At 54.2% G+C, this 14,660-nt stretch carries 11 protein-coding genes; 3 read left to right on the top strand and 8 right to left on the bottom strand.

Annotation, left to right across the window (positions count from 1 at the left end; translation table 11 throughout):
• Nucleotides 1-80: 80 nt before the first annotated feature.
• Nucleotides 81-1,718, bottom strand: a complete 1,638-nt coding sequence (gene oppA / locus ACJ8HB_RS09365) for an oligopeptide ABC transporter substrate-binding protein OppA (protein WP_033647597.1) — start codon at nt 1,716-1,718, stop codon at nt 81-83.
• 149 nt (nt 1,719-1,867) lie between these two features.
• Nucleotides 1,868-3,505, bottom strand: a complete 1,638-nt coding sequence (locus ACJ8HB_RS09360) for an ABC transporter substrate-binding protein (RefSeq protein ID WP_047567124.1) — start codon at nt 3,503-3,505, stop codon at nt 1,868-1,870.
• 332 nt (nt 3,506-3,837) lie between these two features.
• On the opposite strand from ACJ8HB_RS09360, the gene ACJ8HB_RS09355 reads away from it, so the two are divergent.
• The gene (locus ACJ8HB_RS09355) at nt 3,838-4,077 is read left to right on the top strand and encodes a hypothetical protein (RefSeq protein ID WP_141240915.1); all 240 of its coding nucleotides are present in this window, start codon (nt 3,838-3,840) and stop codon (nt 4,075-4,077) included.
• 124 nt (nt 4,078-4,201) lie between these two features.
• Here ACJ8HB_RS09355 and ACJ8HB_RS09350 read toward each other — a convergent pair whose 3' ends face one another.
• On the bottom strand, nt 4,202-4,846 hold the full coding sequence (locus tag ACJ8HB_RS09350; protein ID WP_015378089.1) for a YchE family NAAT transporter: 645 nt from the start codon (nt 4,844-4,846) through the stop codon (nt 4,202-4,204).
• 531 nt (nt 4,847-5,377) lie between these two features.
• Between ACJ8HB_RS09350 and adhE the strand changes: the two genes are divergently transcribed.
• Nucleotides 5,378-8,050, top strand: coding sequence for a bifunctional acetaldehyde-CoA/alcohol dehydrogenase (gene adhE, locus ACJ8HB_RS09345; RefSeq protein WP_038877249.1), 2,673 nt, complete (start codon nt 5,378-5,380; stop codon nt 8,048-8,050).
• Between the two features lie 119 nt (nt 8,051-8,169).
• Here adhE and ACJ8HB_RS09340 read toward each other — a convergent pair whose 3' ends face one another.
• Nucleotides 8,170-8,754: a thymidine kinase gene (locus ACJ8HB_RS09340; RefSeq protein WP_033634789.1), complete on the bottom strand. Its 585-nt coding sequence runs from the start codon at nt 8,752-8,754 to the stop codon at nt 8,170-8,172.
• 700 nt (nt 8,755-9,454) lie between these two features.
• Here ACJ8HB_RS09340 and hns point away from each other — a divergent pair.
• The gene (gene hns, locus ACJ8HB_RS09335; protein ID WP_004932170.1) at nt 9,455-9,862 is read left to right on the top strand and encodes a histone-like nucleoid-structuring protein H-NS; all 408 of its coding nucleotides are present in this window, start codon (nt 9,455-9,457) and stop codon (nt 9,860-9,862) included.
• 186 nt (nt 9,863-10,048) lie between these two features.
• Here the strand turns inward: hns and ACJ8HB_RS09330 are convergent, their stop codons facing one another.
• The 4 genes from ACJ8HB_RS09330 to rssB form a co-directional block, all read right to left on the bottom strand.
• Nucleotides 10,049-11,059 carry an NAD-dependent epimerase gene (locus tag ACJ8HB_RS09330; protein WP_047567121.1) on the bottom strand — a complete coding sequence of 337 codons (1,011 nt, stop codon included), beginning with the start codon at nt 11,057-11,059 and terminating at the stop codon, nt 10,049-10,051.
• Between the two features lie 9 nt (nt 11,060-11,068).
• Entirely contained in the window at nt 11,069-12,412 is a 1,344-nt protein-coding gene (locus ACJ8HB_RS09325) for a UDP-glucose dehydrogenase family protein (protein ID WP_033634791.1), read from the bottom strand.
• Nucleotides 12,413-12,452: 40 nt separating this feature from the next.
• The gene (gene galU / locus ACJ8HB_RS09320; protein WP_047567119.1) at nt 12,453-13,370 is read right to left on the bottom strand and encodes a UTP--glucose-1-phosphate uridylyltransferase GalU; all 918 of its coding nucleotides are present in this window, start codon (nt 13,368-13,370) and stop codon (nt 12,453-12,455) included.
• Between the two features lie 211 nt (nt 13,371-13,581).
• On the bottom strand, nt 13,582-14,595 hold the full coding sequence (gene rssB / locus ACJ8HB_RS09315; RefSeq protein WP_043147565.1) for a two-component system response regulator RssB: 1,014 nt from the start codon (nt 14,593-14,595) through the stop codon (nt 13,582-13,584).
• Nucleotides 14,596-14,660: the final 65 nt, after the last annotated feature.

The following is a 14,660-nucleotide window of genomic DNA, read 5'->3' as shown; positions in this document are numbered from 1 at the left end:
CCTAACCCTGTGCGACAGCCTGATGACGGCTTATTATTCTCAACATGGGCCGGCGGCCTGCGCCGCCGGCTCTTACCGTATCAATGCTTGATGATGTACAGGTTTTTGTCGTACACGTTATCAAGCGGGTCTTTGCCGGTGTAGCCACCGACGTAAGGTTTCACCAAACGGGCGTTCACGTAGTAATACAGCGGAACGATGGCGGAATCCTTATCCAGCTGAACTTCCGCTTTCTGATACAGATCGGCGCGCTCGTCTTTGGTCTTCGCGGTCAGCACGTTGGCCATCAGCTTGTCGAACTCGGCGCTCTTGTAGTGCGGGGTGTTACTGCTGCTGTCGGACAACATCATGTTCAAGAACGAGCTCGGCTCGTTGTAGTCGGCGCACCAGCCGGCGCGCGCAACGTCATAGGTGCCCTGATGGCGGGTATCCAGGAAGGTTTTCCACTCCTGGTTCACCAGCTTCACGTCCACGCCCAGGTTTTTCTTCCAGATGGAGGCGGCGGCGATCGCCAGCTTCTTGTGCAGATCGGAGGTGTTGTACAGCAGGGAGAAGGTCAGCGGTTTGCCCGGGCCGTAGCCGGCTTCCGCCAGCAGTTTCTTCGCCGCTTCGTTGCGTTTTTCCTGCGTCCAGCCGAACCACTCCGGCGGGGTCAGCTTGGCGCCGTCGGTGTATGGCGGCGTAAAGCTGTAGGCCGGCAGATCGCCCTGGTTTTTCACCTTGTTGACGATGATGTCGCGATCCATGCCCAGCTTCAGCGCTTCACGCACGCGCGCATCGGTGAACGGCGCCTTCTGGTTGTTGATTTCGTAGTAATAGGTGCACAGGTAAGGATCGACATGCACCTCTTTCGGGATCTCTTTTTTCAGCTTCTGGAACAGTTCGATCGGCATGTTGTTGTAGGTCATGTCGATTTCGCCGGTGCGGTAGCGGTTAACGTCGGTCACTTCCGACGAAATAGGCAGGAACGTCACTTTATTGATGATGGTTTTGGCGTTATCCCAATATTCCGGGTTGCGTTCCAGTACGATGCGTTCGTTGACAATCCAGTCTTTCAGTTTGTAGGCGCCGTTGCTGACGTAGTTGGCCGGCAGCGTCCACTTCTCGCCAAACTTCTCCACCGCGTCTTTGTAAACCGGCTTCATGGCGTAGTGCGGGGTCATTTCAACCAGATAAGGCACCGACTCGCTCAGGGTCACCTGGAAGGTGTGGTCGTCGATGGCCTTCACGCCCAGCGTCGACTTGTCTTTTTTACCGGCGATGATGTCATCGACGTTTTCCACGTGGGCGTATTGCAGGTAGCTGGCGTAAGGCGACGCGGTTTTCGGATCCACCACGCGCTGCCAGCTGTAGACGAAATCTTGCGCCGTTACCGGCTTGCCGTTGGACCATTTGGCGTCTTTACGCAGGTGGAAGGTCCAGACTTTGAAATCCTTGTTATCCCAGCTTTCCGCGACGCCCGGCACGATGGAACCGTCCGGGCTGTTGTTCGCCAGGCCTTCCATCAGATCGCGGGTGACGTTGTTTTCCGGCACGCCCTCGATTTTGTGCGGATCCAGCGACTGCACTTCGGAACCGTTGTTTTTGACGATTTCTTGTTTGTCGGCCAGCTGCACGCCTGCAGGAACGTCGGCGGCAAAGGCGGAGGTGGTTGCTGTGATGCCCAGCGCGGCGATGACGCCGGCGGCAATGAGCGTTTTCTTCGTGATGTTGGTCATACTTATCAACTCCAGTTTTTTATTATCACAGGCTCTTCGTGGAGCCTGCGTTGCCCGTAAGCGGACTCTGTTTTCCCGCCGCCGCGGAACGAATGCGGCGGCCGGCCTTCCCTATATTCCTCCGCGAACTAGCGCCAGGAACACCCCTTTTACTGCTTGATAATGTACAGATTTTTAACGTCGGTATAGTCCAGCGGATCTTTGCCGGTGAACCCGCCCACCGTCGGCTTGATCAAACGCGCGCTGACGCGGTAATAAACCGGGACCAACGCGGAGTCTTTGTCCAGCTGCGCTTCCGCCTGCTGATAGAGCGCGGCGCGCGCGGCCTCATCCGGCGCCTTCAGCGTGGCGGCCATGATGCCGTCGAACGCCGGGCTTTTATAGAACACGGTGTTGATGCTGCTGTTGGACAGCACCAGGTTCAGGAACGCGCTGGGCTCGTTGTAATCCCCGCACCAGGTGGCGCGCGCCACGTCGTATTGCCCCTGATGGCGGCTCTCCAGCGACGTTTTCCATTCCTGGTTGCGCAGCGTGACCTCGGCGCCCAGGTTCTTCTTCCACATCGACGCGGCGGCGATCGCCTGCTGTTTGTTTTGATCGGAGGTGTTGTACAGCAGCGAGAATTTCAGCGGCTTGGCGTCGCTGTAGCCCGCTTCCGCCAGCAGTTTTCTGGCTTCGGCGTTGCGCTGTTCCTGGCTCCAGCCGGCCCACGCGGGCGGCGTGAAGTTAGCGCCTTCCGTGAAGGTCGGCGTGAAGCTGTAGGCCGGGATCTGCCCCTGGCCCATGATCTTGTTGGCGATGATGTCGCGATCCAGCGTCATCTTCACCGCCGTACGCACGCGCGCATCGGTGAACGGCGCCTGCTTGTTATTGAGCTCGTAATAGAAGGTGCACAGATAAGGGTTAACGTGCAGCTGTTCAGGCATTTCGCGCTTCATCTTGACGTACAGGTATGGCGGAATGGCGCTGTTGGTGATATCGATCTCGCCGCTGCGGAAGCGGTTAACGTCGCTGACTTCCGAGGTAATCGGCAGGAAGGTCGCCTGATTGATCACCGTCTGCTTGTTGTTCCAGTAGCTCGGGCTGCGCTCCAGCACGATGCGCTCGTTCACCACCCACTCTTTCAGGCGGTAAGCGCCGTTGCCGACGTAGTTGGCGGGCAGCGTCCATTTATCGCCGAATTTCTCCACCACCGCCCGTTTGACCGGTTTGAGCGACGTGTGGCTCAGCATGCTGATGAAATACGGCACCGGCTCGCTCAGCGTCACCTGCAGCGTCTGCTCGTCCAGCGCCTTGACGCCGAGGGTCTGCGGAGGCTTCTTACCGGTCAGGATGTCGTCGATATTCTCGACTTTGGTGTATTGCAGGTAGCTGGCGTAGGGCGAGGCGATTTTCGGATCGGCCAGACGCTGCCAGCTGTAGACGAAATCTTGCGCGGTCACCGGGCTGCCGTCGCTCCACACCGCGCCGGGACGCAGGTGGAAAGTCCATTGCTGATAATTCTGGTTTTCCCAGCTCGCCGCCGCCGCCGGCACCACATGCCCGTTGGCGTCGGTGCTCACCAGCCCTTCCAGCAGGTTAAGAATGATATTGCTTTCCGGTACGCCCTCGACCTTATGCGGATCCAATGAAGCCACTTCGCTACCGTTGTTGATCACAATATTCTGCTGCTGCGCCAACTGAACGCCGGCCGGCACCTGCGCCGCCCAACCGCTATTTACGGCGCCGACGCTCAGCGCGCCGCTAATCAACAAGGTCAAAGAAGTACGCTTCAGGGTTTGCTGCATAATCGAGGCTCCTTTTCACCGACAAGCATCGCTTATCGAAGTTTGTGAAGTGTTTATAAGAATTCTAAATAAACGGATACCAGCAAAAATCATTCCCGTTTTTATGGCGCATTTCAGTTAATTGACCACGGGAAAGTTGCTCGGAAATTAGCAGAAGCCAAATTCCATAGCCAATAAATTTTACGAAAATGTTAAGCAATTCTCTTTTATCGCACGAAGCCCGATCCGTCCCCTGCGTTCGAGGCCAAGAAAAACCAATGTCATTGATATGATTTTAAAGGCAAAAAAACCGAATTCATTTCAATTGAAACCGTCAGCACGATCTCACCGCCGTGAAAAGAAACATTCAGTTAACAATCCAATCATTCAAAGAACAAACACCTGTCTACGGGCGGTTAATCACTAATAACACCTGGATGAAAGTGAGACAAGCCCCACAGAATGATGTGACTAATTTAACAACAGCTTTACCGTTGAACGGGGGCAAAATGCGCGAAAAAGGGGGAGGAAAAGTGTTTGAAATAGCGCTCAGCGTTTTTTTTGAGCAGCAACATGAGATTTATGCAACATAAGAGTGCAACGGCATAATTTTTATTCACTCTGTGCACTATAATAATGCGAACCAATAAATAATTTAAACTTTAAAATTAATTTTAGCCGCGCCGACGCGAAAGGTACGCGGCTAAACAAAGGGTATTACAACAGGCCGGGGAATATCGCCTTAATGCCGGTAACGATAAACTCGATGCCGAGCGCCATCAGCAGCAGACCCATGATACGGGTGATCACGTTGATGCCGGTCTGCCCCAGCAAACGCACCAACAGCGGCGCGGCGCGGAACAACAGCCAGCAACAAAAGGCGAACAAGGCGATCGCCACCGTAAAGCCGAGCAGGCTTTGCCAGTTGTGATAACGGGAACTCCACACGATGGTGGAACTGATCGCCCCCGGCCCCGCCATCAACGGCAGCGCTAGCGGCACCACGCCGATGCTTTCGCGGATCGCGCTCTCCGATTTCTCCTGTTTGTTTTGCTTGTCTTCCCCCAGCTTGCCGCTGATCATCGACATGGCGATGGTCACCACCAGAATACCGCCGGCGATGCGGAACGAATCGATAGAGATGCCGAACATCCGCAGGATCCCTTCGCCCAGGAACAGCGACGTCCACAAAATGATGGCGACCGACAGGTTAGCGGTCAGGTTGGTTTTATTGCGCCCCGCTTCCGCCTGGTAGCTGGTCATGCTGATAAACACCGGCAAAATGCCCACCGGGTTGACCAGCGCAAACAGACCGACAAAGAACTTGATAAAGCCGGAAAGATCCAACAGAGATTGGCCCACAGATGCTCCGCATTAATCGCTATAAAAAAGGTGTGCTGCCTATGCGCGCTAATGTAATGGAATTGGCGCGGGTAATCCATCCGGCCCAAGCAGCATTTTTGACTGTCAGCAAGTTATGCAACGAAACAAATGCCCTTTGTTAAAGTGATGTATGGCCTTTTGATTTTTTATGTTGAAAAAAGAGTCATCGCTCACAGTTATCAAGAATGATTCCCAACACCGGCAAGCTGAAAGGTGTCAGCTTGCACTTTTCATGATTTAGATCACAAATCGACTACCCAACAGTAGGTAAGCTCTTAGTCGTAGTCAGGGAGTAGAACAAAGTCGGCGGCAACCCAGCCGGTTCCCTTCTCCTCACTGCCTGCCCCTCCGGTTGGCGTAGGGTGAAGCTCTTTAAGCAAATCAGCAGCATGCGAAGAAATAACGCGGGAAAGCCCCGGTATTCAAATCACCGTTTATTCCCGTTATGACTATACTAGTGGCTCGCACGGCTTATTTACTGAAAGAGTTTAACATTATCAGGAGAGCATTATGGCTGTAACGAATGTCGCTGAACTGAACGAGCTTGTCGCACGTGTCAAAAAAGCCCAGCGCGAATATGCCAACTTCACTCAAGAGCAAGTGGATAAAATTTTCCGCGCTGCCGCCCTCGCCGCTGCTGATGCCCGTATCCCGTTGGCCAAAATGGCCGTGGAAGAATCCGGAATGGGTATCGTCGAAGACAAAGTGATCAAAAACCACTTCGCTTCCGAGTACATCTACAACGCCTATAAAGATGAAAAAACCTGTGGCATCCTGTCTGAAGATGACACCTTCGGTACCATCACCATCGCCGAGCCTATCGGCCTGATTTGCGGTATCGTCCCTACCACCAACCCAACTTCTACCGCGATCTTCAAAGCGCTGATCAGCCTGAAAACCCGTAACGGCATCATCTTCTCGCCGCACCCGCGTGCGAAAAATGCCACCAACAAAGCCGCCGATATCGTGCTGCAAGCCGCTATCGCCGCCGGCGCGCCGAAAGACATCATCGGTTGGATCGACCAACCGACCGTCGAACTGTCCAACCAGCTGATGCACCACCCGGACATCAACCTGATCCTGGCCACCGGTGGCCCGGGCATGGTGAAAGCCGCCTACAGCTCCGGCAAACCGGCCATCGGCGTCGGCGCCGGTAATACGCCGGTGGTGGTAGACGAAACCGCAGACATCAAGCGCGTGGTCGCGTCTATCCTGATGTCCAAAACCTTCGACAGCGGCGTTATCTGCGCTTCCGAACAGTCGGTCATCGTCGTCGACTCTATTTATGATGCGGTACGCGAACGCTTCGCTTCCCACGGCGGCTATCTGCTGCAGGGTAAAGAACTGAAAGCGGTGCAGGACATCATCCTGAAAAACGGCGGTCTGAACGCGGCCATCGTCGGGCAATCCGCACCGAAAATCGCCGAGATGGCAGGCATCAAAGTGCCGGCCAACACCAAAGTGCTGATCGGCGAAGTGAAGCTGGTCGACGAGTCCGAACCTTTCGCCCATGAAAAACTGTCGCCGACGCTGGCGATGTACCGGGCCAAAGACTTCGAAGACGCCGTCGCCAAAGCCGAAAAACTGGTCGCCATGGGCGGTATCGGCCACACTTCCTGCCTGTACACCGACCAGGATAACCAAACGGCTCGCATCGCCTACTTCGGCGATAAAATGAAAACGGCTCGCATCCTGATCAACACCCCGGCTTCTCAGGGCGGTATCGGCGACCTGTATAACTTCAAACTCGCGCCTTCGCTGACGCTGGGTTGCGGCTCCTGGGGTGGTAACTCCATCTCTGAAAACGTCGGACCTAAACACCTGATCAACAAGAAAACTGTAGCGAAGCGAGCAGAAAACATGTTGTGGCATAAACTTCCGAAATCGATCTACTTCCGCCGTGGCTCGCTGCCTATCGCGCTGGAAGAAGTGGCGACCGACGGGGCAAAACGCGCCTTCATCGTGACCGACCGTTTCCTGTTCAACAACGGCTATGCCGACCAGATCACCAAGGTTCTGAAGTCTCACGGCATCGAAACCGAAGTGTTCTTCGAAGTGGAAGCCGACCCGACGCTGAGCATCGTGCGTAAAGGTGCCGAGCAGATGAACTCCTTCAAACCGGACGTCATCATCGCGCTGGGCGGCGGTTCGCCGATGGACGCTGCGAAAATCATGTGGGTGCTGTACGAACATCCTGAAACCCACTTCGAGGATCTGGCGCTGCGCTTCATGGACATTCGCAAGCGTATCTACAAGTTCCCGAAAATGGGCGTGAAAGCGAAGATGATCGCTATCACCACCACCTCAGGCACCGGTTCGGAAGTCACGCCATTCGCCGTCGTGACCGACGACACCACCGGGCAGAAATACCCGCTGGCCGACTATGCGCTGACCCCGGACATGGCGATTGTCGACGCCAACCTGGTGATGAACATGCCGAAATCCCTGTGTGCCTTCGGCGGTCTGGATGCGGTCACCCACGCGCTGGAAGCCTACGTCTCGGTGCTGGCGAACGAATACTCCGACGGCCAGGCGCTGCAGGCGCTGAAACTGTTGAAAGAGTATCTGCCGGCCAGCTATAAAGAAGGCGCGAAAAACCCGGTTGCTCGTGAACGCGTGCACAACGCCGCCACCATCGCCGGTATCGCTTTCGCCAACGCCTTCCTTGGGGTTTGTCACTCCATGGCGCACAAGCTGGGTTCGGAGTTCCACATTCCGCACGGCCTGGCCAACGCGATGCTGATTTCCAACGTTATTCGCTACAATGCGAACGATAACCCGACCAAGCAGACGGCCTTCAGCCAGTACGACCGCCCTCAGGCGCGCCGCCGCTACGCTGAAATCGCCGACCACCTCGGCCTGAGCGCCCCGGGCGACCGCACCGCGCAGAAGATTGAGAAACTGCTGGCCTGGCTGGACGAGCTGAAAACCGAGTTGGGCATCCCAACCTCCATCCGTGAAGCGGGTGTGCAGGAGGCGGACTTCCTGGCGAAAGTCGACAAGCTGTCGGAAGACGCGTTCGACGACCAATGCACCGGCGCCAACCCGCGCTATCCGCTGATTGCCGAACTGAAGCAAATCATGCTGGATACCTTCTACGGCCGCGAATTCAGCGAAGCGGTAGAAGAGGAAGCTGCCGCTCCTGCTGCCGCCAAAACCGCGGTAAAGAAGCCCAAGAAATAACGGTTCCGTGAACCGATAAAAAAACCCGCCACACGGCGGGTTTTTTATTGCGCCCGAGGCGCTGCATTTCGACTCAGGTCACCAAAACGCTTCAGCGGGCTTTGGCGGCGTTTTCTCCCCTACTCCAGGGAGTGAATCGCTTCTTTATAATGCTTGCGGCAGACGGAGACATAGCTCTCGTTACCGCCAATCACCACCTGCTCACCGGCGTGCATCGCCTGGCCGTTTTCATCCAACCGCAACACCATATTGGCTTTGCGCCCGCAGTGGCAGATGGTTTTCAATTCCACCAGCTTATCAGCCCAGGCCAGCAAATATTGGCTGCCGATAAACAGCTCACCGAGAAAATCGGTACGCAGGCCGTAGCACAATACGGGAATGTCCAGTTGGTCCACCACATCGCACAATTGCTCAACCTGGGCCTTGGTCAGAAACTGGCTTTCATCCAGCAGCACGCAATGCACCGGCTGCTGTTGATGCTCCTGCTGAATCATGGCGTACAGCATCGAGTCGTTGTTATAGAGCTGGGCCTGCGAGGATAAACCGATGCGCGAGCTGACTTTGCCCACCCCAAAGCGGTGATCGATCTCCGCAGTGAACACCAGCGTGCGCATACCACGTTCTTGATAGTTATATGAAGACTGTAGCAGCGCGGTGGACTTGCCGGCATTCATCGCAGAGTAATAAAAATAAAGTTGAGCCATGGCCCCGCAACTCCGATGGTATAAGAAATATTCAAATGTTGATTAGGACGGTGAGTGTACCATAACCCGCCCCCCGGCTCAGCCCAAAGCGAGCGAATATTGCGTTCGCCGTAATAATGCGCTTTCAAGCGAAACATATCCTTCTGTCGGCCCGTTCTTTTTACCGCTATTTACAGGATAATGTATGCCTGTCATCACTATTAATTCTTGCTAATGGTTAAGCCGGTCATTTGCCGATTAATGCATAATCCCCCCTTTCACCTCGGCAGGCGCCGCGACCGCGGCGGAGTGCTTGCCTATTATACGTGAGGCCAATACAGGGCATTTAATCACCTTCGTTCTCCCCCGACGTTTCCTGACGCAATCTTTACCCAGATACCCCTATTGTTTACAATGTCTGCCTCGTCATGACGTGATTAAGCCCACAGAACCCATTGTAATATTGATATAAATTACAGCGATAACTTATCGATGAAAGCCTTGCGCCACGCGCATTTTAAAGCATGCCTGCTGAAATTTTGACTTAAGTGCGGTGAGGGTAATAGTTAACAGCCCTTCCTATATTAGTCGGACAGATCCGATTAACGGTTTTTTAAAAGGTAAATTTGAGTATTCAAGTCAATTTGGCTATTGCAGAAAGGAAAATAGCACTCTATTATTATCGAGACGCCCCCCACCAATATAATTTGAGACTAGGACAATGAGCGAAGCATTAAAGATTTTGAACAACATCCGCACTCTGCGCGCCCAGGCAAGAGAATGCACACTGGAAACGCTGGAAGAAATGCTCGAGAAACTGGAAGTTGTTGTGAACGAACGTCGCGAAGAAGACAGCCAGGCTCAAGCAGAAATCGAAGAACGCACCCGTAAACTGCAGCAATACCGCGAAATGCTGATTGCTGACGGTATCGATCCGAATGAACTGCTGCAAACCATGGCTGCCAACAAGGCTGCCGGCAAAGCAAAACGTGCAGCACGTCCTGCTAAATACCAATATAAAGACGAAAACGGCGAACTGAAAACCTGGACCGGCCAAGGCCGTACCCCTGCGGTGATTAAGAAAGCTATCGAAGAGCAAGGTAAATCTCTGGATGATTTCCTGCTGTAATAGCGATTCAGTCCGTATCTGAAAGGCTCCCTGCGGGGGGCCTTTTCATTTTAAAGCTTATAGCCGTGATCCCGCCTCATCCCTTTTCTTTTAGTAAATATCCTAATTCGCATTTTCCTCCTTGCACGAAATCCCAGTGAAAAAAAAGGGCCCTAAGGCCCCTTTATCGCATTTACCCTCGTTCAATTATTGAACCTGGTAGAATGCCTTATACCAATCAACAAAGCGCTTCACACCCTCTTCAACGCTGGTTTCCGGCTTAAAACCAATGTCACGATAAAGCTCTGCGGTATCCGCGCTGGTATCCATCACGTCGCCAGGTTGCATCGGCAGCATATTCTTGCGGGCCGTTACCCCCAAAGCCTGCTCCAATGCCGTGATATATTCCATCAGTTTAACGGGGGAGTTATTGCCGATATTATAAACATGATACGGCGCGGAACTGGTCGCCGGCGATCCCTGTTCAACGGTCCATGACGGATCTGCCTGCGGAATAACCGCCTGCAGCCGCACAATCGCCTCGGTGATATCATCAATGTAAGTAAAGTCACGGTGCATTTCACCGTGGTTATATACATCGATGCTCTCCCCCGCCAATATGGCCTTGGTAAACTTGAACAGCGCCATATCCGGACGCCCCCAGGGACCATATACGGTAAAGAAGCGCAGCCCCGTCGTCGGAAGACCGTATAAATGAGAGTAGCTGTGTGACATCAGCTCATTGGCTTTTTTGGTTGCCGCATACAGTGACACAGGGTGGTCGACAGAATCTTCGGTAGCAAACGGCAGCTTGCGATTGAGGCCATAAACAGAGCTGGAGGACGCGTAAAGTAAATGCTCGACCTTATTATGCCGGCAGCCTTCCAGCACGTTCAAATGGCCGATCAGGTTGGCGTCCGCATAAGCCAACGGGTTGACCAGCGAATAACGCACGCCGGCTTGCGCGCCCAAATGAATGACGCGCTGAAACTGATGCTCGGCAAACAATGCCGCCATGCCTTCGCGATCGGCCAAATCCAGCCTGATAAAGCGGAATCCCGGCTTATCCGCCAGTCTGTCCAGACGGGCCGTTTTCAGGCCCACGTCATAATAGTCATTCAGGTTATCGATGCCGACAACCTGATGCCCGGCGGTCAACAAACGCTCTGCAACGTGATAACCAATAAACCCTGCGGCGCCTGTAACCAGGAATTTCATGGTCACTCCTTAAATAACCGGTTTAATCGATGCGCCGCGGCCAATCGCATAGTAGGTAAAGCCACGATTCGCCAAACGCTCCGGATCGTACAGGTTACGTCCATCGAAGATCACCGGCTGTTTCAACGCCCCCTTGATCACGTCGAAGTCCGGCGCGCGGAAATTCTGCCATTCGGTGCAAATCACCAGCGCATCGGCGCCGTGCAACGCAGCCTCTTTGGTGCCCATCAGTTTCAGATCGTCACGCTGGCCATAGATGCGCTGAACTTCGTTCATCGCTTCCGGATCGTAGGCTTGAACGGTGGCGCCGGCAGCCCACAGTTGCTCCATCAGCACGCGGCTGGAGGCTTCACGCATGTCATCGGTATTCGGCTTGAACGCCAGGCCCCACAGTGCGAAGGTTTTGCCCTTCAAATCGCTGCCGAAATAGTCTTTGATAAAGCTGCTCAGCTTGTCTTTCTGTTGGTAGTTGACCTGCTCTACCGCCTGCAACAGCTTCGGTTGGTAACCGATCTGCTCCGCCGTGCGGATCAAGGCCTGCACATCTTTCGGGAAGCAAGAGCCACCGTAGCCACAGCCAGGGTAGATGAAGTGATAGCCGATGCGTGAATCGGAACCGATGCCCTGACGCACTTTCTCGATGTCCGCGCCCAGCATTTCCGCCAGGTTGGACATTTCGTTCATAAAGCTGATTTTGGTCGCCAACATGCAGTTGGCGGCGTATTTGGTCAGCTCCGCGCTGCGGATATCCATCATGATCATACGATCGTGATTGCGGTTAAACGGCTCGTACAGCTCGCGAATAGGTTCGATCACCTCTTTATTATCGGTACCGATCACGATGCGCTCAGGGCGCATGCAGTCAGCCACCGCAGCGCCTTCCTTCAGGAATTCAGGGTTCGACACCACGTCGAACGGCACGTTGCTGCCGCGCTTAGCCAGCGTTTCCGCCATCACCTGACGCACCTTGTCCGCCGTGCCGACCGGCACGGTGGATTTGTCGATCACCACTTTGCGATCGGTCATGTGCTCGGCGATGGTGCGTGCCACCGCGGTGACATATTTCAGATCGGCGGAGCCGTCCTCATCCGGCGGCGTGCCGACGGCGATAAACTGGATATTCCCGTGCGCCACGCCCGCTTTGGCATCGGTGGTGAAATGCAGGCGCCCGGCCTCATAGTTTTGCTGCACCAGCGGCGCCAGGCCCGGCTCAAAAATCGGGATATTCCCTTTTTTCAGGTTTTCGACTTTTCGCTCATCAACATCGATGCACATAACGTCATGGCCAACTTCAGCCAGCACCGCGGCCTGTACCAGCCCCACATAACCAATACCAAAAACTGTTACTTTCATGTGAAAATCCTAGTTTTTCAAATTAAGACGAAAGATCAAATTACTCCTTGTCAGCGGCAACAACCTGTTGCAGCCACTGAGAAAATTCTTTGCCCAGGCTGGCATGACGCATGCCGTACTCTACAAAAGCCTGCATGTAACCCAGTTTGTTACCGCAGTCATGGCTCACGCCTTTCAGGTGATACGCTTCCACCGTTTCCTGCTGCATCAGCATTTCGATGCTGTCAGTCAGCTGAATTTCATCGCCGGCGCCTGGAGGCGTTTTCGCCAACAGCGGCCAAATATCGGCGGACAACACGTAACGCCCGACAATCGCCAGGTTGGAAGGCGCTTTATCCGGCGACGGCTTCTCGACCACGCTGACCATCGGCGCGCTTTCGCCCGGTTGCAAATCGACGCCCTTGCAGTCGGCTACGCCGTAGTTTCCGACATCCTTATGCGGCACGGGTTCAACCATGATTTGGCTAACGCCGGTGGTTTCGAAGCGCTGCAGCATTTCGTGCAGGTTGTCTTTTTTCGGATCGGCGCTGTATTCGTCGAGGATCACGTCAGGAAGCACCACCGCGACCGGCTCATCGCCCACCATCGGGTAGGCACACATAATTGCGTGCCCCAGGCCTTTGGCATTGCCCTGACGAACCTGCATCACGGTAACGCCTTTCGGGCAGATCGACTGCACTTCATCCAGCAATTGGCGCTTGACGCGTTTTTCCAGCATCGCTTCGAGTTCGAAACTGGTATCAAAATGGTTTTCGATCGAGTTCTTGGAGGAGTGGGTGACCAGCACAATCTCGTTAATCCCCGCCGCAATGCACTCATTGACGACGTATTGGATCAGCGGTTTATCAACCAGCGGCAGCATTTCTTTCGGAATGGCTTTGGTGGCCGGCAACATCCGCGTACCCAAGCCTGCAACCGGGATCACGGCTTTTCTGACTTTGCGATTTACAGCAGGCATTATTTCCTCTCTTAAAGCTAAGACGCTCATTTTATGAGCTTGGCTCGATATAAAAAACCTTCGGAGTATACCAGCTTATACGCGCCGAGCATTAGCCGGAACACAAATAGAAAACATTTAGGACTATTACCCGTTCGGATAATCGGGAGAATAAATAAACGGTTTAATTACCGATAAGTGAATAGCTTAAGATCTCGCCGATCGCTGCCTGTTATTCAGCGCTGAGCATCAGCCGCAATCGGCCACCGCTGCCCCATACCTGACACTGCCAGGCAGCACAGCGCTGACTGATCTGATTCATGTAGGTAGCTCCCAGCGTCCCCAGCGGCACGCCGTTGTTCAGCTGGATTTGATTGTCACCGGTATTGACGTTGGCATGCAGCCCGGCGGAAACCAGGATCAGGTTTTTATTTTCGGTGTGATAATATCCCAACAACAGAGGGAATTGACCGTCTAATTTCCCCTGCCGCAATAATTGATTAACCTGCTTTAACAATGCCGACATTTGCGGCAGACGATGCTGTTGATTAGCCAGATGATCTTGCAGCAGCCCATTAAATAACGCGCGCAACAGCAAAGCCGCCAATACGCCATTATCGCCGGCGCGCGTGACGTCCAGACAATAGAATGCCAGATCCTTTTCTGACAAGGCGGCGATATCCAGCACCAGGCCGGGATTTTCGCCGGTGGTTAACTGCCGATAGTTGATCCGGCAATGCGCAATAGTCTGCTGTACCGGCGGCTGCAATTGTTTAAGCAGTTTGACGGCTTCGGAAGGATTTTTGCTCAGCGCGTCCCAATCCTGAAACAGTTCAACCTCTTCAATCGCCTGGGAGGTGAACATATTGGGGTATAAGCACGCCAGCACCGCTTCACGCAGGCGGTTGAGATCGGTCAGCGGCTTGAGCAGCACATCCTGCACGCCCAACCGCAGCACCTTGGCGATGTCCGCCATCTTGTCGGTGGCCGAGATCACCAGCACCGGGATCTGTACCCCCTGTAAACGCAGGTGTTCAACGAATTCGATACCGCCCATTTCCGGCATCGCGAGATCGCACAGGATCAGATCCGGCTTGAAGTCATCGACGGCACTCAACGCCTGTAAACCGTTGGTCGCCTCGCCGGTTTCAGCGCCCAGCGAGGCCAAATAACCGACCAGCACCGAACGAAAAACCTGTTCGTCCTCAACGATCAAGATGCGCTTGTGAGTAAGTGGTAATGCCATCAGCCGAGCCTCGTCCCTTTCCATAGTGTAATAGTGGCTCAAAAAGGTCACTTATGCTCGTCTGA

The sequence above is a fragment of the Serratia sp. CY27727 genome, from assembly GCF_052169275.1.
Taxonomy (GTDB): Bacteria; Pseudomonadota; Gammaproteobacteria; order Enterobacterales; family Enterobacteriaceae; genus Serratia; species Serratia sarumanii.
This window is presented reverse-complemented; position numbering and strand designations above follow the sequence as displayed.

Excerpts from the sequence above, each read along its gene's own strand:
- oppA (WP_033647597.1), bottom strand. The coding sequence starts at position 1,718 with ATGACCAACATCACGAAGAAAACGCTCATTGCCGCCGGCGTCATCGCC.
- ACJ8HB_RS09360 (WP_047567124.1), bottom strand. The coding sequence starts at position 3,505 with ATGCAGCAAACCCTGAAGCGTACTTCTTTGACCTTGTTGATTAGCGGC.
- adhE (WP_038877249.1), top strand. The coding sequence starts at position 5,378 with ATGGCTGTAACGAATGTCGCTGAACTGAACGAGCTTGTCGCACGTGTC.
- ACJ8HB_RS09340 (WP_033634789.1), bottom strand. The coding sequence starts at position 8,754 with ATGGCTCAACTTTATTTTTATTACTCTGCGATGAATGCCGGCAAGTCC.
- hns (WP_004932170.1), top strand. The coding sequence starts at position 9,455 with ATGAGCGAAGCATTAAAGATTTTGAACAACATCCGCACTCTGCGCGCC.
- ACJ8HB_RS09330 (WP_047567121.1), bottom strand. The coding sequence starts at position 11,059 with ATGAAATTCCTGGTTACAGGCGCCGCAGGGTTTATTGGTTATCACGTT.
- ACJ8HB_RS09325 (WP_033634791.1), bottom strand. The coding sequence starts at position 12,412 with ATGAAAGTAACAGTTTTTGGTATTGGTTATGTGGGGCTGGTACAGGCC.
- galU (WP_047567119.1), bottom strand. The coding sequence starts at position 13,370 with ATGCCTGCTGTAAATCGCAAAGTCAGAAAAGCCGTGATCCCGGTTGCA.
- rssB (WP_043147565.1), bottom strand. The coding sequence starts at position 14,595 with ATGGCATTACCACTTACTCACAAGCGCATCTTGATCGTTGAGGACGAA.